The 23,528-nt window shown below is 65.6% G+C and carries 20 protein-coding genes and 1 pseudogene; 13 read left to right on the top strand and 8 right to left on the bottom strand.

The annotated features are described in order from the left end of the window. Nucleotides 1–4: 4 nt before the first annotated feature. From E9229_RS08655 to E9229_RS19355, 4 genes and pseudogenes are all read left to right on the top strand, one after another. Complete coding sequence (locus E9229_RS08655; RefSeq protein WP_183510814.1) at nucleotides 5–826, top strand: phosphonate ABC transporter ATP-binding protein; 822 nt, start codon at nucleotides 5–7, stop codon at nucleotides 824–826. Beyond that, nucleotides 823–1,641, top strand: coding sequence for a phosphonate ABC transporter, permease protein PhnE (gene phnE / locus E9229_RS08650; RefSeq protein ID WP_183510813.1), 819 nt, complete (start codon nucleotides 823–825; stop codon nucleotides 1,639–1,641). The genes E9229_RS08655 and phnE overlap by 4 nt, the downstream gene beginning before the upstream one ends. 137 nt (nucleotides 1,642–1,778) lie before the next feature. Continuing rightward, a pseudogene (locus tag E9229_RS20055) lies at nucleotides 1,779–2,564 on the top strand (transposase); the annotation flags it as partial. Between the two features lie 130 nt (nucleotides 2,565–2,694). Next, nucleotides 2,695–3,252: a transposase gene (locus E9229_RS19355; protein WP_407671360.1), complete on the top strand. Its 558-nt coding sequence runs from the start codon at nucleotides 2,695–2,697 to the stop codon at nucleotides 3,250–3,252. A gap of 30 nt (nucleotides 3,253–3,282) precedes the next feature. Here E9229_RS19355 and E9229_RS08640 read toward each other — a convergent pair whose 3' ends face one another. After that, nucleotides 3,283–4,122: an IS5 family transposase gene (locus E9229_RS08640; RefSeq protein ID WP_183510811.1), complete on the bottom strand. Its 840-nt coding sequence runs from the start codon at nucleotides 4,120–4,122 to the stop codon at nucleotides 3,283–3,285. A gap of 321 nt (nucleotides 4,123–4,443) precedes the next feature. Continuing rightward, on the bottom strand, nucleotides 4,444–6,165 hold the full coding sequence (locus tag E9229_RS08635) for an OmpH family outer membrane protein (protein ID WP_183510810.1): 1,722 nt from the start codon (nucleotides 6,163–6,165) through the stop codon (nucleotides 4,444–4,446). 144 nt (nucleotides 6,166–6,309) lie between these two features. Here E9229_RS08635 and E9229_RS08630 point away from each other — a divergent pair, with 144 nt between their 5' ends. Further along, nucleotides 6,310–7,467 carry a YihY/virulence factor BrkB family protein gene (locus E9229_RS08630; protein WP_183511964.1) on the top strand — a complete coding sequence of 386 codons (1,158 nt, stop codon included), beginning with the start codon at nucleotides 6,310–6,312 and terminating at the stop codon, nucleotides 7,465–7,467. Nucleotides 7,468–7,491: 24 nt separating this feature from the next. Here E9229_RS08630 and E9229_RS08625 read toward each other — a convergent pair whose 3' ends face one another. Beyond that, complete coding sequence (locus E9229_RS08625; protein WP_183510809.1) at nucleotides 7,492–8,979, bottom strand: TIGR01777 family oxidoreductase; 1,488 nt, start codon at nucleotides 8,977–8,979, stop codon at nucleotides 7,492–7,494. Nucleotides 8,980–9,228: 249 nt separating this feature from the next. Between E9229_RS08625 and rarD the strand changes: the two genes are divergently transcribed. The 3 genes from rarD (at nucleotide 9,229) to E9229_RS08610 (ending at nucleotide 10,861) form a co-directional block, all read left to right on the top strand. Next, complete coding sequence (gene rarD / locus E9229_RS08620) at nucleotides 9,229–10,170, top strand: EamA family transporter RarD (RefSeq protein ID WP_183510808.1); 942 nt, start codon at nucleotides 9,229–9,231, stop codon at nucleotides 10,168–10,170. 85 nt (nucleotides 10,171–10,255) lie between these two features. Continuing rightward, nucleotides 10,256–10,411, top strand: a complete 156-nt coding sequence (locus E9229_RS08615) for a DUF433 domain-containing protein (protein WP_183510806.1) — start codon at nucleotides 10,256–10,258, stop codon at nucleotides 10,409–10,411. 30 nt (nucleotides 10,412–10,441) lie between these two features. Next, a complete protein-coding gene (locus tag E9229_RS08610; RefSeq protein ID WP_183510805.1) occupies nucleotides 10,442–10,861 on the top strand; it encodes a UPF0158 family protein in 420 nt (139 codons plus the stop codon). Here E9229_RS08610 and E9229_RS08605 read toward each other — a convergent pair. The 4 genes from E9229_RS08605 to E9229_RS08590 form a co-directional block, all read right to left on the bottom strand. Then, nucleotides 10,858–12,312, bottom strand: coding sequence for an amidase (locus E9229_RS08605; protein WP_183510804.1), 1,455 nt, complete (start codon nucleotides 12,310–12,312; stop codon nucleotides 10,858–10,860). The two genes, E9229_RS08610 and E9229_RS08605, sit on opposite strands and share 4 nt — an antisense overlap. Beyond that, nucleotides 12,309–13,640 (bottom strand): M20 family metallo-hydrolase, encoded by a 1,332-nt coding sequence (locus E9229_RS08600; protein WP_281369489.1) that lies wholly within the window; start codon nucleotides 13,638–13,640, stop codon nucleotides 12,309–12,311. Before E9229_RS08600 ends, E9229_RS08605 begins: the two co-directional genes overlap by 4 nt. A gap of 19 nt (nucleotides 13,641–13,659) precedes the next feature. After that, nucleotides 13,660–14,991, bottom strand: coding sequence for an MFS transporter (locus E9229_RS08595; RefSeq protein ID WP_246380438.1), 1,332 nt, complete (start codon nucleotides 14,989–14,991; stop codon nucleotides 13,660–13,662). Between the two features lie 159 nt (nucleotides 14,992–15,150). Then, nucleotides 15,151–16,068 carry a LysR family transcriptional regulator gene (locus E9229_RS08590; RefSeq protein ID WP_183510802.1) on the bottom strand — a complete coding sequence of 306 codons (918 nt, stop codon included), beginning with the start codon at nucleotides 16,066–16,068 and terminating at the stop codon, nucleotides 15,151–15,153. A 188-nt stretch (nucleotides 16,069–16,256) separates the two neighbouring features. On the opposite strand from E9229_RS08590, the gene E9229_RS08585 reads away from it, so the two are divergent. From E9229_RS08585 to E9229_RS08565, 5 genes are read left to right on the top strand one after another with little or no spacing between them, the layout of a single operon-like run. Beyond that, nucleotides 16,257–17,126, top strand: coding sequence for a MurR/RpiR family transcriptional regulator (locus tag E9229_RS08585; protein ID WP_183510801.1), 870 nt, complete (start codon nucleotides 16,257–16,259; stop codon nucleotides 17,124–17,126). A 54-nt stretch (nucleotides 17,127–17,180) separates the two neighbouring features. Continuing rightward, nucleotides 17,181–18,089 (top strand): NAD(P)-dependent oxidoreductase, encoded by a 909-nt coding sequence (locus tag E9229_RS08580; RefSeq protein WP_312855641.1) that lies wholly within the window; start codon nucleotides 17,181–17,183, stop codon nucleotides 18,087–18,089. Beyond that, nucleotides 18,086–19,645: an aldehyde dehydrogenase family protein gene (locus tag E9229_RS08575; protein ID WP_183510799.1), complete on the top strand. Its 1,560-nt coding sequence runs from the start codon at nucleotides 18,086–18,088 to the stop codon at nucleotides 19,643–19,645. Before E9229_RS08580 ends, E9229_RS08575 begins: the two co-directional genes overlap by 4 nt. A gap of 10 nt (nucleotides 19,646–19,655) precedes the next feature. After that, complete coding sequence (locus E9229_RS08570; RefSeq protein WP_312855640.1) at nucleotides 19,656–20,864, top strand: amidohydrolase; 1,209 nt, start codon at nucleotides 19,656–19,658, stop codon at nucleotides 20,862–20,864. Between the two features lie 54 nt (nucleotides 20,865–20,918). Then, the gene (locus E9229_RS08565; protein WP_183510798.1) at nucleotides 20,919–22,298 is read left to right on the top strand and encodes a DUF3100 domain-containing protein; all 1,380 of its coding nucleotides are present in this window, start codon (nucleotides 20,919–20,921) and stop codon (nucleotides 22,296–22,298) included. Between the two features lie 212 nt (nucleotides 22,299–22,510). On the opposite strand, the gene E9229_RS08560 is transcribed toward E9229_RS08565, so the two are convergent. Beyond that, nucleotides 22,511–23,443: an ABC transporter substrate-binding protein gene (locus tag E9229_RS08560; protein WP_183510797.1), complete on the bottom strand. Its 933-nt coding sequence runs from the start codon at nucleotides 23,441–23,443 to the stop codon at nucleotides 22,511–22,513. Nucleotides 23,444–23,528 lie beyond the last annotated feature (85 nt).

Here is a 23,528-nt window from a genome sequence, read left to right as displayed (position 1 = left end):
CGCCATGACACTGATCCAGCTGCCCAGTACACGCACCGCGCCGAGAAGCCAGGAGGCACCCGTGGCCGGCACACCTGCCCTCACCGTCTCCGGACTGAGCAAATCCTACTCCGGGCGAACCGTGCTGGACGGGGTCGGCTTCAGCCTGGCCCGGGGCGAGCTGGTGGCCTTCCTCGGAGCCAACGGCTCGGGCAAGTCCACCACGCTCAAATGCGTCATGGGGCTGAGCACCCCGGAGGCAGGGAGCATCAACCTGCTCGGCACCGACCTGTCCACGCTGGGCGGTCAGGCGCTGGTGGCAGCGCGGTCGAAGGCGGCCATGGTGTTCCAGAAGATCCATCTGGTGCCGCGCCGCACGGCGCTGGAAAACGTCTGCGCCGGCGGGCTCTCGCGGCTGAACGGCGCGGGCTCCCTCTCCCCCTTGTTCTTCCCGCAGTCGCTGAAGGAGGAGGCAATGGCTGCGCTGGATCGCGTCGGGTTGGCGGACCGGGCGCACGAACGTGCCGGCCGGCTCTCCGGCGGGCAGCAGCAGCGCGTGGCGGTGGCCCGGGCCCTGTGCCAGCGGGCCTCGGTGCTCCTGGCCGACGAGCCGGTCTCGGCGCTGGACCCGCATGCGGCCGAACAGGTCATGGCGCTGCTGGCCGAACTGGCACACACCGAGAACCTCGCCGTCGCAGCAGTGCTGCACCAGCCGGACTTGGCACTGCGCCATGCGGACCGGGCCATCGGGCTGCTGCGTGGGCGCATCGTCTTCGACGGGGAGATCGCCACCATGACCCATGCCGTGCAGAACGAGCTCTACTCCCCGGATCGGGCAGCAGCATGAGCGCCCCGGTCCTCACCCTGCGCGTTCCCCCGGTCCCGCGGCAAGGCAGGCGCGCCGGTTGGATCGCCACCGGGCTGGCCGTCTTCATCGCCCTGCACGTGCTGGCCCTGCGCGGAACCGAGTTCGATCCCTCGCTGCTGATCACCGGGGCCAAGGGCATGGGATCGTTCCTGGCCGACGCCTTCCCACCGGACCTGAGCTGGTCCGGAGTGCTGGCACCCGCGCTCGAGGCCACCCTGGTCACGCTGTGGATCGGGTTGCTGGGCACCACGCTCTCGGTGCCCACCGCACTGCTGCTGGCAGTGCTCGCCGCCCGAGGCACCTCCCCGCACCCGGTCATTTACCAGGCCTCCCGGGCCATCCTGTCCTTCTTCCGTGCGGTGCCGGACATCGTCTTCGCGCTGATCTTCGTTACGGCTGTGGGCTTGGGCCCGTTCGCCGGCGTACTTGCGCTGATCTGCCACAACACCGGGGTGATGGGCAAGCTCTGGGCCGAGTCGATGGAAGAGACCGACAATGGGCCGCAGCAGGCCCTGTCCACCGCAGGGGCCTCACGCCTGCAGCAGGTCACCCATGCCTCGCTGCCGATGGTCATCCCGCAGTTCGTCGGGCTGCTGCTCTACCGCTTCGACGTGAACGTACGCTCCTCTCTGGTGCTCGGCCTGGTCGGGGCCGGCGGCATCGGCCTGCTGATCAACCAGTCGATCAAGTCCTTCCAGTTCGACGCGATGCTCACCCAGATCCTGGTGGTGCTGGTGCTGGTCATCGTGGTCGACCAGGCCTCCGCGTTCCTGCGCCGGAAGCTGGCCGTCTGAGGCTCCGGCCCCGGCGCGACAAAGCGCCCGTGCGAGGCAAAACTGCTTAGCTTGCTATTTAACCTCTGGCGGAAAGTCTGTTGACTTTCCGCGCCTCAATCGACGTGTCATGACACGATAAGCGGCCCTCGTTTCTCATGCTGTTTGGTACCAACAAGACAGCAAAAGGACCGAGGGCCGTGGCGATGAGTATGCATGAATGTTCCGGTGAATCGCAAGCCTCCTGCCCCGAGCAGCAATTCGATGCGTTCCGGCCAAGCTACTACCACTGCCTCACCCGTAGGGCCGATGCGCTCTTCGAACTCACCGATGCATTGCTGTGTACCCAGGGGAAAGTCACCGACCTGGCCCACCTGTCCCTGGAACCCGAGCACCACCGCGGCTACGGCGCCCTGTATGACGCGGTGAACTCCGGGAACATCAACCACGCGGCACTGAAAACCCTCATCGGGGCGCTGCCCGTGCCCAAGATCCCGGGCCCCGATGGCCGGGAAGGAATCGTGCTGGCGGTGGACGTGTCGAACTGGCTGAGACCGGACGCCGCCTGCAGCCCCGGGCGCGCGTTCTGCCACACCTACGCCCGCAACGGGCAAGCGCAAATGGTTCCGGGGTGGCCTTATTCCTTCGTGGCCGCACTGGAATCCGGAGCCACCTCCTGGACCGCGCTACTGGACGTGGTGCGGCTGCGCCCGGCCGATGACGCGACCGCGATCACCGCAGATCAGCTCCGGAGCGTCGTTGACCGGTTGAGCGCCACCGGGCAGCAACAGAGCACAGATCCCGAGGTCTTGGTGGTCATGGATGCCGGCTACGACGTGACCCGTCTGGCTTGGCTGCTCCAAGACCTGCCGGTGGTGCTGGTGGCCCGGTTGCGCTCGGATACGGGTGTTCTACGCCCCGGCCGGGGCACGCCGCGGACCGACCAAGGGCCGGCCGCCGCGCCACGGAGCCAAGCTGGCTCTGCGCGATCCGGCCACACACCCGGACCCTGTGCACCGTTCGGTCCAGGAACTGGAGCGGTACGGAGCCGTGAGCACGGTCGCGTTCGAGCGGATGCACCAAAAAATCGACACCAGGGCTGGGTGCAAGGATTCCCACGGTTCCCCACCCCTCATCGAAGGCACGGTGATCGGACTGAACGTCGAACACCTGCCCGGTGGGCAGCCACCAAAGCCGATGTGGCTGTGGGCGTCCAAACCCGTCCCCGGCGATGTCCGGGAGGTGGATCACTGGTGGTCCATGTACCTGCGTCGCTTCGATATCGAGCACACGTTCCGCTTCCTGAAACAGAACCTGGGCTGGGCCCGGCCCCACCTGCGGGAACCGAATGCGGCAGACCGCTGGACCTGGATCGTGATCGCGGCGCACACCTCGCTGCGGCTGGTGCGGCCAATGGCCATTGAGTGCCGCTTGCCGTGGCAACAGCCCATTCCAGAGTCCAAGGTGACCCCGGGAAGAGTCCGGGCGACCTATCGGCGTGCCTGCCAGAACACGGTCCACCCGGCGAACCCGCCGATAGCTTCCACGGCCGGTCCGGGACGTCCCCGAGGCGGCGTGAATCGGGTCAAACCCGTGACCCAGCCCGTCGGGCTGGCCCACTACAAAGGTTAAATGCCAAGCTAAGAAAATGCGCCAATAGGCTCAGGGGCGGCGGAGGAGCCGGGCATCCCAGCGGTGGGTCAGCCAGGCTTCGCGGATGAGTCGGCGGATCACGATGACACTGTTCGCCAAAGCGATGAACGCGTTGATGACGGTGGTGCGCCGTTCGGTGCAGATCGCCAGTTTGCTGAATCCGCGGTTGTGCCAGGAGTTGGTGCGTTCCACCACCCACCGCTTACCAACCTGGATCGGTGAGGGGATGCCCTGGGTGGCGACCTCACCCGCGCAGCCGAGTTCCTCGAGCAGGTCCCGGGTCGTGGTCGAGTCGTAGCCGGCATCCAGGTGCACGGTGATCTTTGGTGGCAGGTGGAATCCGAAGCGGGAGAGCCGTTCCAGGGTGGGGCGTAGTAGCGGGGAGTCGTGCCGGTTCGCCGGTGCCACCACGGTGCCCAGCGGGATGCCTTTGCCATCGACCAGGAGGGAGCGTTTGGTTCCTTGTTTGCCGCGGTCTACCGGGGATCGGCCGGCGGCTTCGCCGCCGCAGGGGGCCTTGACGATGCACCCGTCCACGGCGAGGTCTTCGAAGTCGATGCCCACGATCCGGTCGTAGGATTCCAGGGCGATTTGTTCGAGGTGTTCAAAGATCCCGGCGTGGATCCATTCGTCGCGGCGTCGTCGGATGGTGGTGGCGGAGCAGGTGGTGTCGGAGATTTTCTCGTAGGAGGCCCCGAGGACGAGGACCTGGATGAGCTTGTCGAAGACGAGCCTGTCCGGGATGCGGGGGCGGTGGCAGCCCAGGGGGTGGTGGTCTTCAACGGGTGGGATCAGGGCCTGGAATTGGGTCCAGAGGGGTTCGATGAGGAATGATGGAAGGGCAGGCACGATTCTCCTGGTTAAACGTTTTCTTGGTCGAAAACAGTTTTAACAGGAGTCGTGCCTGCCTTGCTTCTTAATGACGTCGGTTGGCAGCTTAATGACGCTGGCGTGCGTTTTGGCGGGGTTGTGGGGCACGCCTATTGGCGCATTTTCTTAGCCCGGGCGCTTTGCCCCACCTCGGCCGCCTATCCGGCTTAGAAATTGCGCCAATTGGCGCAATTTCTAAAGCTTAAGGACAAAAAACGCCTGGATACCCGGCGTCGGCACTGGATGTCCAACAATTTAAACCATGACGTGAGTCATGGTCCATGGGCTGCCCTTCTGCCACTACACCCCGAATACGTCGTGGGCGACCAGCTCATGCAGCTCGATGCGCCCGTCGGGCAGCTTCCAGTAATGCACCCGGCGCGCGGCCGCCACGTTGACCTCGACGCTCATGCGCCAGCACGCTGCACCATCGGCCCGCACCTGCTGCGGGTCGTCCCCGCCGGGGCCGGTGCGCTTGGGGTGGACTTCGCGGGCGGGCATCCGCTCGGCACGGTGGGTCACCAGGTCAACCAGCGCCTTGGCCGTCTTGGCCCGCAGCGCCGGTTCATGTCCGAAATAGGAGGCGGTGAAACGCGGACCGATCAGGAATCCGGGATCCCATGGGTAGGTTGGTTTCTCGGCGGCTGGGACCCTTGACACCCAGGCCAGGTAGATCTCGTGGCGCAATGCGTCGTCGGGATCCTCGAAATGCGCCCTGGCATCGGCCGGGGCCAGGGCCGTGGAACGCGCCGCCTTACGGGCCTTCTCCTGCGCCTTGTTCAGCAGCTCGGCTTGCCGTCGGTTGGCATCCCTGGCCTTGCCCAGATCCGCACGGGCGTGGGCGAGTTCCTCGACGGCCGCCGCGTTCAGACGCGCCAGCCCCTCAGCATCCTCGGCACGCAATGCCCGGTTCTCCGCCTTGAGCCGTTCGATGCTCAGCAGCGCGTCGTGCAGTGCCGAACCGTGGCGCACCGGCGGGGCCGGAGCATGCTGGGCCATGGGCGTCGCCGGCGCCGGTGGTGTGGTGGGCAGCTCATCGGCTTCGTCCATCGAGGGCGGGAGCAGGTCCCGCCCCTCCTGGAGCCAGGGCAGCTGGCCGGTGAGCAGCGGCGGGGCGGGGGCTATCGCCTCAGCATCGTCGACATCGACCAGCACCAGGTGCCTGATGCCCGCCAGCTGCGTGAGCCGTGCGGCAACGACCTGGCCAGGTGCCAGCAGCGAGTCGATGTCATCGAGCTCATTCGAGGAGACCTCGGGCCGGGTCACGGTGATCAGCTCCCCGGGCAGCGGAGAGAGCACAGCCGATTGCGCCGATGCCTCCACCACCAGGGCCAGGATCACCTGCCCGAACGAGTATGCCTGCAGCAGCCGCGGAACGGCGGCCGATGCAGAGACGTCGAGCACGTGCGTGGCCGGATCGTAGCTGCCCTCGACCTTCGCGCCGATGGCCAGCAGCCAGTCGAGCCGGGTGCCGGCGGCCAGGTCTTCGCGTCGCACCAGTGCCCGGATTCCGTCCTCCAGATCGACGACTGCACGTTCGCCCGCGCCGAGGAAGCCAGTGACCCTCCCGGTGCGCAGCATCGGCAGCGCGGCCGTGACCGGTGATGATCCGGAGGCCGGGGAGACCGGTGTGGCGGGTCGCAGTCGCGCCGGGTTGGGCAGGCCAAGCACCTCATCGAGCAGGTCCTCGGTGAGCTGGTGCAATTGTTCCGGGGCCCGGGCCATCAGATAGTGGCCAGGGCGGATCCCGCGCATTCCGGCGCCAATGGGGTAGATGCGCGCTGCCGTGCCATAGACGTTCCAGTCCGGGGGCAAGGCAGCCGCCATGGCGAACGTCGTGGAGCCGTTGGGCACTGTAATGACATCGGCCCAGTCATCGGTTTGGGCGGCGATGGCCGCCGCGTCGAAGTTGATGGCGCCCGGCTTGTCCAGCGTCGAAATGACCACCAGGTGCAGCGTGCGTGGCGCCTTGATGTAGTCTGCCAGCTCGGCGCCGGACTTCTTCCATCTGAGCAGTCCCATGATCCCCACCACCGCCTCGAGGTTCGCCGTGTCACATGTTGGTACCGACGCTACCGGAAAGCACGGCAGGGGGCATCAGCAGCGCCCCTGCGCGCGGAAATGGTGCACTAGTGTGATCCAGAAGACTTACGCAGGGAGTAAATGATGATCCAATCCACACAGAAAACGGCGGACAGCATTCACGGTGTGCCCCCGGACTCGGTCCAGGACACCAAGCCGACCCGCTTTTCCCCGGCCCTCTGGAAGTACGCGGCTTTGCGTACCTTCCGCGAGTTCTCCCGCGACGGAGGCACCGACCTGGCCGCTTCGCTGACCTACTTCGCCGTGCTTGCACTGTTCCCTGGGCTCTTGGCACTGGTCTCGCTGCTGGGCATCATCGGACAGGCACAAGCCACTACCGACTTCCTACTGCAGACGATGGACTCCGTCGCCAGTCCGGAGGTTGTTGCTGCGGTGCGCGGTCCTATTGAACAGCTCGCCGGGGCCAGCGGTGCGGGATTCGCGTTCGTCGCCGGCCTTCTTGGTGCCCTGTGGTCGGCTTCGGGGTACGTGGGCGCGTTCGGCCGGGCCCTGAACCGGGTCTATGCGATGGACGAGGGCCGTCCACTCTGGAAGCTGCGCCCGGCGATGCTGCTTCTCACTCTGGTCATCGTGTTGTTGGCCGTCATTTCCATTACGATCCTATTGCTTTCTGGTCCGGTCGCCCGTGGAATCGGCAATGCCGTGGGGCTCGGCGACGAAACGCTGATGCTGTGGAACATTGCCAAGTGGCCGGTGCTGGCGCTGGTGGCCGTCCTAATGGTCGCCGTGCTGTATTACTTCACGCCTAATGTGCGCCGACGCAAGTTCAGGTTCATGTCACTCGGCGCCTTCGGGGCGCTCATCATCTTGGCCGTCGCCACTGTCGGCTTCTTCTTCTATGTCTCGAACTTCTCCAACTACAACCGAACCTACGGTTCCATCGGCGGAGTGATCGTGCTGTTGCTGTGGCTCTGGATCGGTAACATCTCACTCCTGCTCGGCGCCGAATTCGACGCCGAATTGGAACGGGCACGCGAACTGCAGGCTGGCATCCCTGCGGAAGAGAAGGTATTGCTGCCTCCGCGCGAATCGACAGCCATCATCAAGAAGGAGCTGGCCCGATACGACGACGTGGACCGGGGGCGCGCACTGCGGGTCAGCCTGGCCGGGGCAACCGAGACACAGAAACTGGAACCGGCGCACTTCCCCTGGCGGTTAGCCGTCACGGCCCTGGGCACCCTCGGCGCCTACCTCTTGGGGCGGCGGCATGCCGGCCGCTGAGGAAGGCGCCCGGCGCGACCCGGCTCAGTTCCCCAACACGTGGCGCAGCGCAGGTTCCAGGGTGCTGTGCCTGAAGACATAGCCGCTGGCTTCAAGCTTGGCGCAGGAGATCAGCTGGTCTGCGAGCGCGAGCTCACGGGCTCCCTGCAGACCCAAAACCAGCCGGGGGCCGAAGGCGGGAACCGGTATCACCGCCGGACGCCGCAGCACCCGGCCCAGCGTGGCCGAGTATTCGGCCGCCGTGACCGGATGCGGGGCCACCGCATTGACCGGTCCGGTGAGCGCGGGGCTCAGCACCGCATGCGCGTAGATGCCCGCCATGTCGTCGATGCCGATCCACGACTGGTGCTGCTTGCTGCCCAGCGGCCCGCCGAGTCCCAGTGCGTAGAGCGGCAGCAGCTGCTGGAGGACTCCGCCGGCCGGCGACTGCACGATCCCGGTGCGCACGTTCACGACGCGGACTCCGGCGTCGCGTGCCGGGGCGCAGGCGACTTCCCAGGCTGAACAGACAGATGCCAGGAAGTCGGCTCCGTGCGGGGCGCCCTCCTGCAGCGGCTTTGCCTCCGCTCCCCCGTGCGGTTCGGCTCCGTAGTAACCAATGGCAGAGGCGCAGATCAGGGCCCGTTCCCGTCCATCACTGGACAGCGTTGCCAGGGTCCGGGCGAGTAGTGAGGTGCTCGTGACCCGCGAGTCCAGGATCTTCTCCTTCGTGGCCGCCGTGAAGCGCCCGCCGATGGTGTGGCCGGCGAGGTTCACCACGGCATCGACCTCGCGCAGCTCCGCCGCATCCAGTTCGCCTGTCTCCGGGTTCCAGTAAACATGGTCCTCGTCCGTGGCGGCGCCGGGATCACGGACCAGCCTGATCACCCGGTGTCCGCCGCCGGCGAGCAAGGCGCAGAGCTGGGTTCCGATCAGGCCGGAAGCTCCGGCCACAGCCACCGTGTGGGCAGTCCCGTCGTAGCGGGCATGGAATTCGAGGTCGGCACGCAGGTTGGCCTCGCGGTATTCGAAGATCCCGCTCAGTGTCCTCCCGAATACCTCCTCGCTCCAATCCGCCGGTTTGCCCCAGGGCAGCTTATTAAGCAGCGGCAGTTCGTAGTCGACGGTGTCGACCATGACGGTGCCGGGTCCGCCGTCCGCCAGGATGTCCTTGAAATCGTGGCTGTGCCGCCAGCTCTGAAGCGGTCCGGACTCCATGATGTCGGCAAAGTGGGTTCCGGGCTCCAGCTCGGTGTGAAGGGCGTGCCAGGGGACGGTTGCCCGCACCCGATCCGACAGGTGCAGCGCCTTGGCGCCCAGGCCCACCGCTGCCTGCAATCCGGCTCCGAAGGTCCCCGGAGCGGCGAGGTCCATCACGGCCCGGGATCCGATGTCAATCCCTCGGTCGGGTTCCTGGCGGATCGTTCCCAGGTAGGGGGCCGAGAGCCGCGGAAGCGCCCCGGGCCGGGCGAACCAGGCGAAGACCTTCTCACGGGAAAAGGGAAGGTGGGTGGTGTAGCTGAATGTTGCCATGGTGGGGCTCTCCTCGTCGCTTCCGACCAGCCTAGTTGACGCGGCAAGTCCCGGCCGGGAATTCATCGCGCCGCAACGATTGCAGTGCGGATCCCGCCGCGGAACCGCCTAGGAACACCGGACTCAACCGGGTGAATCCGGCATATACGCCACCGGATTCACCCGGAGTCCCCGGATGCTCATATGCTGGTGGAATCCCCCGGCATCGCCCACCTCGGCCATGCCCAAACCCAAAAGGCGAAATCACCGATGACCGGCACGAAAAAGCCTCCCTCAGGCAACACTCTCCGAGGCGTGCTCGCCTCGCTAGTGGCATCTGGACTCTTTGCCGCCATCTTCCTCCTGGCCGGCATCCTCACCGGCTGGGGCGCGGAGGAAGTCTTCGGGTGGCGTGTCATCCTGACCCTGGCCATTCTGGTTCCCGCCCTGTTCATCATTCCGTGGGGCCGTGGCATGGTCCGCGAATTACTGGCTCGGCTCAGGGCCCACCCAGCCCGCCTTCCGCTGGGAATCCTCGGCAGCGGCCTGGTCGGCGTTCAGCTGTGGCTCTTCATGTGGGCGCCGATCAACGGCATGGCCATCTCGGTTTCGCTCGGATATTTCCTGCTCCCGCTGGTCATGGTGCTGGTCGGCAGGGTGATCTTCGGCGAGCGGCTCAGCTCTGCCCAATGGATCGCCGTGGCCTTTGCCGGGGTCGGGGTCTTGTTCGAGGCCCTCTTTGCCGGGGGCCTGGCCTGGCCCACCCTGATGGTCGCCCTGGGCTATCCGCTGTACTTCGTCATGCGCCGGATGGCCGGATTCGAATCCCTGGCCGCTTTCGCCCTGGAACTACTGATCCTGCTTCCGGCAGCGGTGTACTTCGTCCTCGCCGGTCCCCACGGCATCACTGGTCCGCCACTGATCAACACGGGGTTCCTGGCTACGGCCGCCATCGGTGTACTGGGTGCCCTGGCCATGTTCCTGTTCCTGGGCGCAAGCAAGGTGCTTCCGCTCTCGTTGTTCGGCCTACTGGGCTATGTGGAGCCCGTCCTGCTGCTGGCGGTCGCGTTGATCTTGGGGGAAAAGGTGCTGGCCACCGATGCGCTGACCTATATTCCACTCTTCTTGGCGCTGCTCGTGCTGGCTGCCGACGGGTATCGTTCCACCCGGCGTCAGCCCCGCCTCAGAGGGAGCCACCGGAACCCGGAGTGACGGCGGCTCGCCTCCCTTGGCCAATCAGTCGGTTCCCGGTGCTGTACTGGGCACAAAGGGTCCAGAGGATGCCAAGGAGGCTGCGATGGAAGACTCTCCGGTCGTGCCCGGGTACGCGACGCTGATGGAACTGAGGGTTGCTGGTTGGACGCTGGCCGAAATAGCAGCGGCATATCATGTGAGCGAAGCCCAGATCCGGGCCGAACTTGCCCGATCCGTGTCATGGCGCAAGGCTGGTTAGGACACAGCACTCAAACAGCTAGGAATAAACATGCTGAAACTCGAAGACCTTAATCTGGATATGATCGCCAGCGCCATGCAGGACGACGGTTCCATGGGGCTGAGTTTCTACCTGGACCTGAAATCCGGCGAGGTGGTCACCGCCGAATTCGAGGACGACCACCTTGCCGCCATCGGCCGCGTCGAATCCCATGAGTCCTACCGCCAGATGGAGGAATTCACCGCGGCTTTGCCCGAGGAAGAGGCCCGCATCGAACTTGAACAGGCGCTGATCCGCCGCAAGCCGTTCGTACAGTTCAAGCGCACCCTCGGCGCCTTCCCTGCCGAACGGGAAGCGTGGCTCACCTTTAAAGAGGAGGCCATGCGCGCAGTTGTCGTGCGTTGGCTGGTCGGGATCGAGGCCATTGAAGACCCCGAAGCCCCGACCACCGACGAAATAACTCCGGCTTAACGAAGCAACGGGACTCCGGGGCCGGGAACCAGCGACTCGATCGCCGAGGCAATCCGGAAGGTCATCGACTCCTCGAAGGGGTGGCCCACTACCTGAACGCCGGTCGGCACGCCGTCATCGGCCAGTCCGCTGGGCACCGAGATCACCGGGCAGCGGTTTGCAACGTTGAACGGGCTCGTCATGTGGGCTTCCCAATAGTGCCCCAGATGGCGTGCCGGCGTGTCGATACCGTTGAGGTAGTCGCCATCTGCGGACAGCGCCGTGACGGCTGAGGTCGGGCAGAGTAGTCCGTCCAGGCCCTGCATCGCCGTGGCGAGTTCGGCCTGCAGCGCGTGGTCCATCCCCAGGGAATCAACCAGCGTGTTCCGGGTTGCGGCCGCAGCGGCGTCGGCGATGAACCGGGTCGTGTAGGCGGCGAGCTGATCCTCGGTTCCGGCAGTTTCCACGGCCATGGCCGGACCCAGGATATGCCCGAAGTGGGCGAAGATCGTCTCGGCGATCCGGGCAGTCGTCCAGGGCAGCTCGACCGGCACAATGAGCGCACCGGCGTTCTCCAGGGCACGAGCGACCCGTAGGGTGTTCTCACGGATTTCCGGAGCCACCGGATAGTCGCCGAGTGTAATCGAAAGCCCGATGCGCAGTCCCCGGACGTCTCCGGGCAGCAGCGGATTCGTGTCCCGCCCGCCCCAGGACCCGTGGTCCAGGGCGTGCCGGCCCGAGATGACGGATGCCAGCAACGCGGTATCGGCAACGGTGCGGGCCATCGGACCGTCTCCACGGTACCAATCGGCGGACAGCGACGAGAAGGCGGGAACCCGGCCGTAGGGCGCCTTGTAGCCCACCGTTCCGGTGAAGCCGGCCGGGATCCGGGTTGACCCGGCGATGTCCGAGGCCGTCGCCAGCGTGGTGAAACCGGCGGCGAGCGCCGCACCGGCACCGCCCGAGGAACCACCCGGTGATGCCGCGGGGTTCCACGGGTTGCGGGTAATCCCCCACATCGGGGAATGCGTGGTCGTGGCACAGCTGAATTCGGGGCTGGTGGTGCGGGCATGGATGATGCCGCCGGCAGACTTGATCCGTTCAACCACCGGGTGGTCGACCGCGGCTATCTTGCCACGATGTGCGGCAAGTCCCTGTTCGAGGGTCAGTCCGGCGATGCCGTGCTTTTCCTTGGTGGCAATGGTGAGCCCCAGCAGCGCCGGTGCCCGGCCTCCCTCGCGGGCCAACCGAACGTATTCGGCACCGGCCGCCGCAGCCTGCTCGCGGGCCGTGTCGAAGAGTGTTTCGGTGAACGCGTTGATCCCGGTTTCCCGGTCCCCGTTGAAGAGCCCGACGCGTTCGATCTGTGTGTCCAGGACCTGAAGCGGTGTGATCTCCAACGTTCGGAAGCCCTCCAGCAATTCAGTTGCAGAGAGATGGCCCAGCGAGGGCGGGATGGCGTTGGTTGTCATTTTGCTGCCACCTCGAAAAGCTCGGTTCCGGCATTTCGTCTGGGCGACAATGCCCCGTGGACCATTTCCCAGGCCACACCGCTGAGCGCCTGCACTCCGGCGAGCATGTCGGCGTCCGTGGTGAATTCTCGTTCGCAGTGGCTGACCCCGTCCACCGACGGGATGAACATCATGACGGTGGGGACGATCCGGTTCATCGCCACCGAGTCGTGGCCCGCCATGGTGCGGATGCGGCGCACCTCAAGGCCCAGGTTCGCGGCCACCTTTTCGGTGAGTTCCAGCCCGTCCTCCGGGTAGTACTGGATGTCGCGGACATCGAAGTCGTTGACATTAATGCGGATGTCGTGGTCCTTGGCTATCTGTGCGATGTCTGCGATCAGTGAGCCGCGGGCCTCGGCGACAATCTGCGGGGACGCTGAGCGCAGGTCGGCCACCAGGTGCACGCGTCGGGCTACCACGATCGGGGAGTTTGGTTCCAAGGTCAACTGCCCGACCGAGGAGACCAGCGCTTCGGCGGCGAACTGTGCGGTGACGTCGTGGACCAGCAGCACCACCTTGGAGGCGGCGACCAGTGCGTCATGGCGGTCGGCCATGGCGGTGGCGCCGGTGTGCGACTGTTCGCCAAGCACCTCGATGTCCAGCTTCTGCGTGTACCAGGAGTAGTCGACGGCGCCCAGGGTGATTCCTTCGCGCTCCAGGATGCGGCCTTGTTCGATGTGGATCTCGGCGTAGCCGGCCAGCTCCGGGCGCACATCGGTGCCCAAGTAGCCGATGGCTTCCAGCGCCTGCGCGACGGTGGTTCCGGCGAGATCCTTGACCGCCAGCATCTTCGCCTCGTCCATCGAACCGGCGAAGACCGAGGAGCCCATGATGGAGGGAGCGAATCGCCCGCCCTCTTCGTTGAACCAGTTCACCACGGCCAGGTTGAATTCCGGAGTCGATGCCTCGGTGCGCAAGCGTTCCACGACCCGTTGCGCGGCATGCAGCCCGGCAAGTACTCCGTAGGCCCCGTCGAAGCGGCCACCCAGCGGCTGCGAATCAAGGTGCGATCCGAGCAGGATGTACGGCGCCCCGGGAACCAACTCGATCAGTGCGAACATGTTCCCGATGCCATCCACCCGCACCTCCCAGTCCCGCTGGGCCGCGAACGCTGCAAACCAGTCGCGGGAGAGCTTGTCTTCAGGCGTGGCAGCCTGGCGCTCGACGCCCTTGTTCTCTGTCGCCCCGAAGCTGGCGACATGGTGGAAATCGGTGAGGAATGCTGCTTCACTCATGGGTTTACTACTCCTAGCGGTATTGCGCTGTGGTATCTGGTGCGGGTGGTGCATGCTGCCGGTGGTGAGTTGATCAGCCGATGCGGCGGCGGGTTTCCGGGACCTTGGTCAGCGTCAGCAACAGGAAGACGATGACCGCCGCGGCGGCCATGTAGTAGCCCGGGGCAGCGCTCAGGCCGGTCTGTGCGACCAGGAAGGTGCCGATGAATGGGGCCGATCCGCCGAAGATCGCGTAGGCGACGTTGTAGCTGATGGCTGCGGAGGTGAATCGGGTACGGGTAGTGAAGATCTCCACGAAGAAGGTGTAGGCGCCGCCGCCGTAGATGCACATGGGGACCACGAAGAGCAGCTGTCCGGCGATAGCCAGGGGCAGCGAGCCGCTGGTGACCAGCATGAAGCAGGGTATCGCCAGCAGGGCCAGTGCCGCGGAACCGGCGATCAGCATCGGTTTGCGTCCGACCTTGTCACCGATGATGCCGCCGATGGGCAGCAGGATCGCATACAGCAGCATCGCCGCGGCGTTGGCCAGCAACGAGTGTTCGCGGCTGAGGTTGCCCGTGACCTGGACGTAGGAGACGAAGTACCCCGAGAGGAAGTAGAAGCCCATGGCGGTCAGGCCCATCACGAAGATGACCTGCAGCATGCGGACCTTGTTTTCGGTGAAGGCCTGGCGGATCGGACTGTATTCCTTGGTGCTTTCCTTGGCCAGCACGGCCTTGAATGCTTCGGATTCCTCGGTCTTGGCGCGGATCCACAGGCCGAAGAAGGCCATCGGCAAAGCGATCAGGAAGGGGATGCGCCAGCCCCAAGACATGAATGCCTCGGATGACATGGAACCGGAGAGGATCAGGATCAGCGTGCCGCCGAAGACCGAGGGCAGCGCGGTGGCGGCCAGGGTGAGGTTCAGCCAGAAGCCGCGCTTCTCGATCGGGGCATGCTCGAATACGAAGGCCGGGGCACCGACCGATTCACCGCCGGCCGAGAAACCCTGAACCATGCGGCAGAGCACCAGGAGCACCGGAGCTGCCGCGCCGATGGTCGCGTGGGTGGGTAGCACGCCGATCAATGCGGTGGCCGTACCGATGGAAAGCAGGGTGATGAACAGGACCTTGCGGCGTCCCACCCGGTCCCCCAGCGCACCGAAGAACAGTCCACCCAGCGGGCGGACCAGGAAGGCGACCCCGAAGGTGGCGAAGGTAGCCAGCAGCCCCGCCAGTGGGCTGCTGCCCGGGAAGAAGAGCTGGGAGAGCACGACGGCCGAGAGCCCGTACAGGGTGAAGTCGTAGAATTCGATGAACTGGCCGATGCTGCCACCTGCCAGCACCCGCTTCTGCATGCCGGAGCTGGGCTTCTGGCCGCTGATTACTCCGGGTTCCGGCTCCGTGTGCTGCGTCTTTGTCTGCATCGTCACTCCTGGGTCCGCTGGTCCCGAAGCATCGCTCCGGCCTGCATCGGCTGTTTCCTCACCCTCCATCATCGTGACTGCAGTCACATTGGTCTAACGGATATTTTCGCTAAGCCCCATCGATGAAGACGATTGGCATTTGCCGGTGCCGGACCGGCGTTAGCCCGAGGCCTTCCCATAGAGCTCAATGCATATCCGCTCGAACGCCCTCGATTTTCGGGTGGGCTTGGCCCCGACCGGCCGCACCAGCGAGACTTCGATCGGCGGCAGTTCCTCGATGATGCCCAGCGCCACCACCTCGCCGCCGGCATAGGTGGTTTTCATGCTGATCCGCTGATTGAGCAACGAGTACCCATGCCCGCGGGCCACATAGGAACGCACCGTCTCGTAGCCGGAAACCACATGCCGGGTTTCCGGCCGGATTCCAAGTTGCTTGAACATGTCCAGGTAGTACTCCCTGGTGTGCTTCAAATCCAGCAGGATGAACGGCTCCTGGGCGAACTCCCTCAGGCTGACCGGCTCCTCGCGCCGAGCTGCCCGCGGATGCTCCGCCGAGACCAGCACATGGGGAGGGATCCGCTCCAGCATGCGGCGCTCGAACTCCCGACCGACACCCAGGTCGTACATGAGCGCCACTTCGCAGACCCCGTCGAGCAGCGCCTGGCGCAGCGACTCCTGGTCCCCTTCGTGGAAGCTGACCTTGACGTTCGGGTGCGCCGCCTCGAAGGCCTGCAGGATCACTGGTGCCTTGAAGGGCGCCAGCGGGGAATAGATGCCCACCACCAGCTCCCCGGCGAGCGCCTCGCTCTCGTCGCGCACGGCCTGGTAGAGCAGGTCGGCTTCCTCGAGGAAGGCCTGCGAGCCCAGCAGCAGGCGCCGTCCCGCGGGAGTCAGCCGCAGCCCCTTGCTGGAGAGCCGGGTGAAGAGCGCGGCACCAAGCTCGCGCTCCAGCTGGGCCATCGCGGAGGAGAGCGTGGACTGGGTGACGTTCAGCTCGGCGGCCGCCGCGGTCATGTTTTCCAGCTTCGCCACGGCACCGAAGTAGCGCAATTGGACCAGAGTGAAGGATTTACCCATGAAATGCATTATGACCGATTCTGCGGTTCCACCCGGCAGCGGGACCCCGGGATGCCGGCAGGATCGGATTATTACGCGTCCCCACCAGCACCGCTTCTCGCAACTTGAATTGCAAAGTACAGTATTTGCAATTGCGATTGCAGAGTGGTCCCGCACACATCGGACCGGCAGATGGAGACGGGACGGGCATGGTCGACGTACTTGATGAGGCGGCATCCGTCGATGCCACGTGGCTGGGCGACGCCCTGGCCGATGTTCCCCTGCCCAAATCGCAGCAGCGGGTGGCCAATGTGCTGATCCGCAACCCGCAGCTCGCCTCCTATGCCGAACTCTCGGTCATTGCCCAGCGGGCCGATGTCAACGTCTCCACCGTGGTGCGCACGGCCCAGGCCCTGGGCTACCGGGGCTGGCCGGACCTGCAGCGGGAATTACGTTCACGCTATCTGGTCAGGCTCTCCACCGAAGACACCCTGGCCGAACACGGGCCCTATCACAGCCCTTTGCATGACGCGCTGAACCATGACCTGGCCAATCTGCGGCTCACCTTGGAGAGCAACACCGGCGCGGAGGCCGAGGCGGCCATCGCCGCGCTCGCGGCGGCCGATTCGATCCTGGTGGTCGGGCTGGGCTCCTTCGCCGGGCCCGCCTCGGTGATGGCCCACCTCGGCTCCACCATGGGATACCCCATAGCGCTGGAAAGCCGCGCCGGAGTCCATCTCGCCACGGCAAGCAACATGCTGGGCCCCGGGGACGTGCTGGTGGTGGTGAACATGTGGCGCTCCATCGCCCAGATCATCGTCACGGCCGAGGCGGCACATGCGGCCGGGGCCAAGGTGATTGCCATTTCCGACATGCGCCGTGGCCGGCTGGCGAACATCGCCGACCAGTTGTTGATCGTCCCTTCCGAGGGAATCTCCTTCTTCCAGTCGGTGACGGCAGCTACCTCCGTCGTCTACGGGCTGCTTGCCGGGATGGAATCGGCCCACCCTCGACGTAGCCGGGAAGCGATCCGCAGGACCCAGCAGCTCTGGAAAGACCTCGAGATCTACCTCGATTGAGCGGGATTGGCTTTCGCGCTCCACCACCTTGTTGACCAAAAAAGGAGTATGAACATGCACCTGAACGCAGCAGTCATCGGACTGGGCTCCATGGGCGGGGCCATGGCCTCCACCCTGGCCCGCGCCGGCTGGAAGGTCACCGGCTTCGATCCCTCCCCCGAGGCTCGTGCCCGGGCGGCTGCCGAGGGCATCAGCACCGTCGACACGCTCCAAGCCGTCGCCGGGACACCCTACGTGGTGTTGTCGCTGCCCTCGGCCCGCATCGTCGCACTGAGCGTGCCCATCCTGCTCGGCGTCCCGGGCGCCGTGGCCATCATCGACACGACCACCTCCGAGCCCGAAACCAGTGCGGCCATGAGCGCGCTGGCCGAGGAGCACGGTGCGGCATTCATCGACGCACCGGTATCCGGTGGACGGGCCGGGGCACTATCAGGAACGCTCAGCGCCTTTGTTGGTGCCACCGATGCGGCACTGAGAGCAGCAGCACCAATCCTCGATGCCCTGACCTCCAGCCACCGGCACATCGGCGGACCCGGCACCGGCAACGTGGTCAAGCTGCTGAACAACGTCCTGTGCGCGGCAAATCTGGCCAGCGTCGGCGAGGCACTCGCCGTCGCCACCGCCTACGGCATCGATCCGTCGGTGGCGGCCGCGGGCATCAGCGCAGCGTCAGGAGCCAGCAGGGTCTCCACCACCATGTACCCGGACTGGGTGCTCTCCGGAACCCACGACTCCGGCTTCGCGCTGGGCCTGATGGCCCGCGATGCGGCGCTGGCCATCACCATCGCAACCTCCCGGGGCGAGCATCCGCGACTGTTGGCAGCAGCCAGCGACCTCTGGCAGGAAGGCCTGGAGCAGCTGGGCCCCGACGCCGACTTCACCGAAATCTCCACCACCGTGGCCCCTGCCCTCGCCACCCGGGCGGGCGCGTCGGCCACAGCCCAAGAACAGGGGAACCAATGAGCACCGCCACCAGCTTCCCCACCCGATCCTCGGCCGCCACCTCACGATCCATCCTCGACGCGGCCTTCCCGCACGGTCTCGGTGCCTACTGCGACGGGGCCATGGTGCCCGGCGCAGGAGCAGCCATCGAACTGCGCAACCCGGCAACCGGAGAGGTCTTCGCCTCGTTCAACGACCCCGGGACCGAGGGCGCCGAGGCCCTGCTGGCCAGCGCGACCCGCGGTGCCCAGCTATGGGGTGCGCTGGACGGATTCGAACGAGCAGCCATCCTGCGCAGGGTCACCGACGCGATCGGGGCCCACACCGAGGAACTGGCGCTGCTCGAGTCGGCAACCACCGGCAAACCGATCCGTGATGCCCGAGCCGAGGCAGCCAAGGTGGCCGAAATGTTCGGCTACTACGCCGGCTGGGCGGACAAGCTCACCGGTGCAACCATCCCGGTGCCCGGAAACTGGCATACCTACACCGAACGGGTCCCCTGGGGGGTCGTCGTGGCGATCACCCCGTGGAACGCGCCGATGTTCACCGCCGGCTGGAACTCGGCTGCTCCGCTGGCCGCCGGCAACGCAGTGATCATCAAACCCAGCGAGTTCACCCCGGCCTCGACGCTGCGTCTGGCGCAGATCGCCCATGCCGCCGGCCTGCCCGATGGCGTCTTCAACGTCGCCGCCGGGCTCGGATCCACTCTCGGTGCCGCACTGACCACCGACCGCCGGGTAGGCAAAGTCTCCTTCATCGGCTCGGTACCCACCGGTCGACGGGTGGCCGTTGCCGCAGCCGAACACGGCATCCCGGTGCTGCTGGAACTCGGCGGCAAGAGCGCCAACATCGTCTTCGCCGACGCCGACCTGGACCGGGCCGCCGACGGGGCCATCTCCGCGATCTTCTCCGGCGCCGGCCAGTCCTGCGTTGCAGGGTCCCGCCTGCTGATCCAGCGCTCGGTGCATGCCGAGTTCCTTGAACGCGTAGCTACCCGCGCCGCTGCCCTGCGCCTGGGCGACCCGTTGGATCCGCACACCGAAATCGGGCCGATCATCACGGCGCCGCAGTACGCGAGCGTCCGCGCCCTGATCGAGGCCGGCATCGGCGACGGCGCCCGGCGCGTCACCGAGGCAACCGTCCCATTCGCCTCCGCAGGCCACCCCGACGCGCACCTCGCGGGCGGCCATTGGGTCATGCCGACGCTGTTGGACGGGGTCACTGCGGCCAATCGGCTGGAAACCACCGAGGTTTTCGGGCCTGTCGTGGGCGCCGACGCCTTCGATACGGAGGCCGAGGCCATCGAGCGTGCCAACAACACCACGTTTGGACTGGCCGGGGCGGTCTGGACCTCCGATATCTCGCGCGCGCATCACCTCGCGCGTACCATCAAGGCCGGAACCTTCTGGATCAATTCCTACAAGACCATCCACGTCGCCGTCCCCTTCGGCGGCTTCGGGGATTCAGGACACGGCCGGTCCTCCGGTCCCGGCGTCCTGGATGAATACACGCAAACCAAGGCCATCTGGGTCCCCACCCGGGCAGCCGGAGCCACGTTCCCATCCCTGAGCTATTAAGGAGCCACCCGTGAACAACGACACTTTGAACAACGACGAGCGCGCCGGCGAGGACTACGCGGCACTCGCCGCTGGAATCGACGAATGGAGCGAGCCGGTTCTCGGGCTCGCACGCTCGCTGCACGCCCACCCCGAGTTGTCCTTCGAGGAAGTCGAATCGGCCAAGGCCATCGTTGCGCTCCTTGAACGCGGCGGCTTCGAGGTGGAGACCGGAACCTCCGGCCTCGCGACGGCGTTCAGCGCCAGTGTGGGCTCCGGAGACCTGACCGTGGCCCTGTGCGTGGAATACGATGCGCTTCCGGGCATCGGGCATGCCTGCGGACACAACCTCATCGCCGGCGCTTCGGTGGCCGCAGCGCTGGCCCTTGCCCCGCATGTCGACCGGTTGGGCATCACGCTCAAGGCAATCGGCACCCCGGCCGAGGAACACGGTGGAGGCAAGGCGATCATGCTGGAGGCCGGCGCATTCGATGGCGTCGGATTGGCCATCATGGTCCATCCGGTCCAGGACGGCATCACCTACAATCCCACCGGTACCACCGCTCAGGCCGTGGGCCGCTACCGTGCCACCTTCACCGGCAAGGCCGCCCACGCCGCTGCCGCGCCGCACCAGGGCATCAATGCCGCGGATGCGGCCACGCTCTCCCAAGTGGCCATCGGGCTGCTGCGCCAGCAGATCCCGGATGACCACCGGGTCGCGTCCTACATCGCCGAGGCTGGCCAGGTCACCAACATCATTGCTGAAAAGGCCGTGGTCGAGTTCGAATGCCGCGCCTTCACGCTTCCCGAATACGAGTCGTTGCTCGTACGGGTCAAGCGTTGCTTCGAAGGTTCGGCGCTATCCACCGGCACCAGCTTGGAGTTCGAATCCACGGAACCGCTCTACGAGCCGCTGCTGCAAGATGATTCCCTGGCTTCCTACTGGACAGCCGCCATGGACTCGTTTGGCCGGGACACCTCCCCGGCCGCGAAGATGGGCGGCGGGTCCACCGACATGGGCAATATTTCTCAGGTCATCCCTTCGCTCCATCCCTGGCTCTCGATCCCCGGCGCCAATGTCCCGATCCACTCCCACGACTTCGCAGCCCTTGCCGATACCCCGGATGCCTACAAGGTCATGCTCGAGGCCGGCACCGCTTTGGCCCGGACCATTCGGGACGCTGCAACGTCCCCGGCCGAACGCGCGCGTTTCATGGCCGCCGCCTACCGGCGCGGCTAGCACCTCCGCTCCCCGGCGCACGCACTCACACACGCACTACAGAAAGGCTCTCGTATGAGCGCTCAGTCCACGAAGACCTCCCCGTCTTCGTTCAAACCCGCCCTGCCGATTGCCGCATTGGCGCTGGTCATCGCGGTGGCCGTCCAGCTTGTCGGCTCGCTCAAGCTGGACATCGGCATCGGCATGATCGTTATTTTCCCGATGGTCTGGGGCCTGATCCTGGGTCTGATCGTCTCCATCCAGAAGTTCAAGCCGTTGGGCATCGACCTGCAGAAGGTCGCTTCGGCGCTGGTTGGCGTGGCCGTCATGCTGTTGGTGGCGCGACTGGCCTTCAACATCGGCCCTTCGCTGCCCGTCCTGGTGAAGGCCGGCCCTGCCCTGCTGCTCCAGGAGGTGGGGCACCTGCTGGGCACCGTCGCGCTGGCACTGCCGCTGGCAGTGTTGCTGCGTATGGGCAAGGCCACCGTTGGCGCCACGTTCTCGCTTGACCGCGAACCGTCGTTCGCCATGGTCTCGGAGAAGTACGGCCCGGATTCGGACCAGTACCGCGGCGTGCTCGCCATGTACGTGTTCGGCACCCTCTTCGGTGCAGTGTTCATCACGCTGCTGACCTCGCTGGTGGCCAACTGGAGGATCTTCGACCCGCTGGCCCTGGCCATGGGTGCCGGCGTCGGCTCCGGTTCGATGATGGCTGCCTCCGCGGCCAGCATCATCGACGCCTACCCGGGCCAGGAGGAAGCCATCCTGGGCATCGCCGCCGTCTCCAACCTGATCACCACGATCCTGGGCGTATATGTCGGCATCTACATTGCGCTGCCGCTGGCCGACAAGTTCTACAAGGTGCTTACGCGCCGCCAGACGGCCCGCGAAGTCGAATCGGCACGTGTTGCCGCCTCGACGTCGAGCGCCGCCGAGATCGCAGCAGCCGAAACCGAGGCAGCGAGGCTGGCCGAGGAAAACAAGGCCTTCCGCGAGAAGGTCGTCGAGTCCTCCGCCCCGGTGCATCTGCCGCTGTGGGTATCCCTGAGTGTTCTCTCCGTCCTGGGCCTGGCCACCGCATTCGTGGCTGCCAAGGGCTTCAAATGGGAGGTCGTGGGAGGCTACGCGCTCCTCATGGCCTTGGTTCTGCTGGGCCTGTTCCTGGGCAAGGTCACCCGGAAGATATCGGCGATCATCTGGATCACAACCATCGGAGCCTACGTATCGAGCCCGTGGTTCTTCGCCGGGAAGTCGCTGACCGCACTGGTCTCCTCCGTGGATTTCTTGTCCATCGCCACCGTCATGCTCACCCTGGCCGGTTTGTCACTGGGCAAGGACATTCCGCTGCTGCGTAAGATCGGCTGGAAGATCATCCCCGTCGGCCTGGTCGCGATCACCGCGTCGTTCCTGCTCGCCGTCGTCATCGCGGAGTTTGCCCTCGGCTTCTGGGGCTAAAAGGTCAGCTGGCACTTTGGTTTGGACCATCGGCTTCGGTTCCCGGCGGGATCGAGGCTTCAACAACGCTGGCTCGGCCGGTCGCGCCCTTCGGGGGCGACCGGCCGAGCCAGCGTTGTTTTCGGGTGATGGATCACCCGAACAGGAGCATCACCCTGCGGCGCAGTGTGAGCACCCGGGGCTCCGAGGGGGCTACCGTCGGGGTCGGGACCCTATTTGAGATAACGATCGAAGTCGGCAGTGGTGATCATGTTGTTGGTAGGGATCTTCCAATCCGCATACAACTTGGCGTAGGCAGGATCCTCGATCAGGTCCCGCATGGCCAGGCGCAGCGCCTCGGTCAGCTGGCTGCCCTTCTTTACTGCCATGCCCACACCGGCCGGCTGGTAATCCGGTCCACTGGCCACCTCGAATTTACCCCCGGCCTGCTGGCCCTGGTAGGCCATCGTCGTGCCCGTGGAGAGCATGGCCTCGACCCGGCCGGAGGTCAGAGCCAAGTTGGCATCGGACTGGCTCGGGAAGGTCTTGAAATCGATCGGCTTCTTCCCGGCGTCGGTGCAGGCCTTGGAGAATTCGGGGCCCTGGATCAGCGCCTGGATCGAGCCGTTCTGCGCGGCAATGGTGTGTCCGCACATGCTGTTGTCCTCCAAATGCAGATCCAGCGGGTTGCCCTTGGCTACGCCCAGTGCCGTACCTCCTTGGAGATAGGGGACAAAGTCCACGATCTTCATACGTTCGGGCCTGATGCCAAAGGAGGACATGCCCACGTCGAACTTACCCGATGACAAGCCCGGCAGGATGGTATCGAAGGTCGCTGCCTGGTGCTCCGGCTTCAGGCCCAATGAAGCGGCCAGATGATCGGTCAGGTCGACATCGAAGCCGATCATGGTCTTGCCGTCGGTATCAAAGTATTCGAAGGGTGCGTAGGAGGGATCGGAGGCAATGGTCAAAATGCCCTTGTCCCGGATATCGGCCGGCAGCAGGGCTCGTGCGGCCTCGTTGACGGCCACCTCCTGGACCGCGGTTCCACTCGGGTTCTGTTCGGCTGCCCCGTTCTGGGACGAGGCGTTGGTGCAGGCAGTAAGAGCGAAGGCTGTGGCCAGGACGACGGAAAAGACCGCCATCGGACGCTTGATGGAATGCATGAAATGCCCTTCGATAAATTTACTCATTCAATATGGGAGTACGTCTTGCTGCTTCGAAAATTCGACCATAAGGTCAACATCGCCG

Source organism: Paeniglutamicibacter cryotolerans, from assembly GCF_014190875.1.
In the GTDB taxonomy this organism is placed as follows: Bacteria; Actinomycetota; Actinomycetes; order Actinomycetales; family Micrococcaceae; genus Paeniglutamicibacter; species Paeniglutamicibacter cryotolerans.
Note: the sequence above shows the minus strand (reverse complement) of the source record. Positions and strands in the feature narration are given on the sequence as shown.

Excerpts from the sequence above, each read along its gene's own strand:
- rarD (WP_183510808.1), top strand. The coding sequence starts at position 9,229 with ATGACCGGCACGAAAAAGCCTCCCTCAGGCAACACTCTCCGAGGCGTG.
- E9229_RS08610 (WP_183510805.1), top strand. The coding sequence starts at position 10,442 with ATGCTGAAACTCGAAGACCTTAATCTGGATATGATCGCCAGCGCCATG.
- E9229_RS08560 (WP_183510797.1), bottom strand. The coding sequence starts at position 23,443 with ATGCATTCCATCAAGCGTCCGATGGCGGTCTTTTCCGTCGTCCTGGCC.
- E9229_RS08585 (WP_183510801.1), top strand. The coding sequence starts at position 16,257 with ATGGTCGACGTACTTGATGAGGCGGCATCCGTCGATGCCACGTGGCTG.
- E9229_RS08575 (WP_183510799.1), top strand. The coding sequence starts at position 18,086 with ATGAGCACCGCCACCAGCTTCCCCACCCGATCCTCGGCCGCCACCTCA.
- E9229_RS08615 (WP_183510806.1), top strand. The coding sequence starts at position 10,256 with ATGGAAGACTCTCCGGTCGTGCCCGGGTACGCGACGCTGATGGAACTG.
- E9229_RS19355 (WP_407671360.1), top strand. The coding sequence starts at position 2,695 with ATGCACCAAAAAATCGACACCAGGGCTGGGTGCAAGGATTCCCACGGT.
- E9229_RS08580 (WP_312855641.1), top strand. The coding sequence starts at position 17,181 with ATGCACCTGAACGCAGCAGTCATCGGACTGGGCTCCATGGGCGGGGCC.
- E9229_RS08595 (WP_246380438.1), bottom strand. The coding sequence starts at position 14,991 with ATGCAGACAAAGACGCAGCACACGGAGCCGGAACCCGGAGTAATCAGC.
- E9229_RS08630 (WP_183511964.1), top strand. The coding sequence starts at position 6,310 with ATGATCCAATCCACACAGAAAACGGCGGACAGCATTCACGGTGTGCCC.
- E9229_RS08635 (WP_183510810.1), bottom strand. The coding sequence starts at position 6,165 with ATGGGACTGCTCAGATGGAAGAAGTCCGGCGCCGAGCTGGCAGACTAC.
- E9229_RS08625 (WP_183510809.1), bottom strand. The coding sequence starts at position 8,979 with ATGGCAACATTCAGCTACACCACCCACCTTCCCTTTTCCCGTGAGAAG.
- E9229_RS08565 (WP_183510798.1), top strand. The coding sequence starts at position 20,919 with ATGAGCGCTCAGTCCACGAAGACCTCCCCGTCTTCGTTCAAACCCGCC.
- E9229_RS08600 (WP_281369489.1), bottom strand. The coding sequence starts at position 13,640 with ATGCACCACCCGCACCAGATACCACAGCGCAATACCGCTAGGAGTAGT.
- E9229_RS08655 (WP_183510814.1), top strand. The coding sequence starts at position 5 with ATGACACTGATCCAGCTGCCCAGTACACGCACCGCGCCGAGAAGCCAG.
- E9229_RS08605 (WP_183510804.1), bottom strand. The coding sequence starts at position 12,312 with ATGACAACCAACGCCATCCCGCCCTCGCTGGGCCATCTCTCTGCAACT.
- phnE (WP_183510813.1), top strand. The coding sequence starts at position 823 with ATGAGCGCCCCGGTCCTCACCCTGCGCGTTCCCCCGGTCCCGCGGCAA.
- E9229_RS08590 (WP_183510802.1), bottom strand. The coding sequence starts at position 16,068 with ATGGGTAAATCCTTCACTCTGGTCCAATTGCGCTACTTCGGTGCCGTG.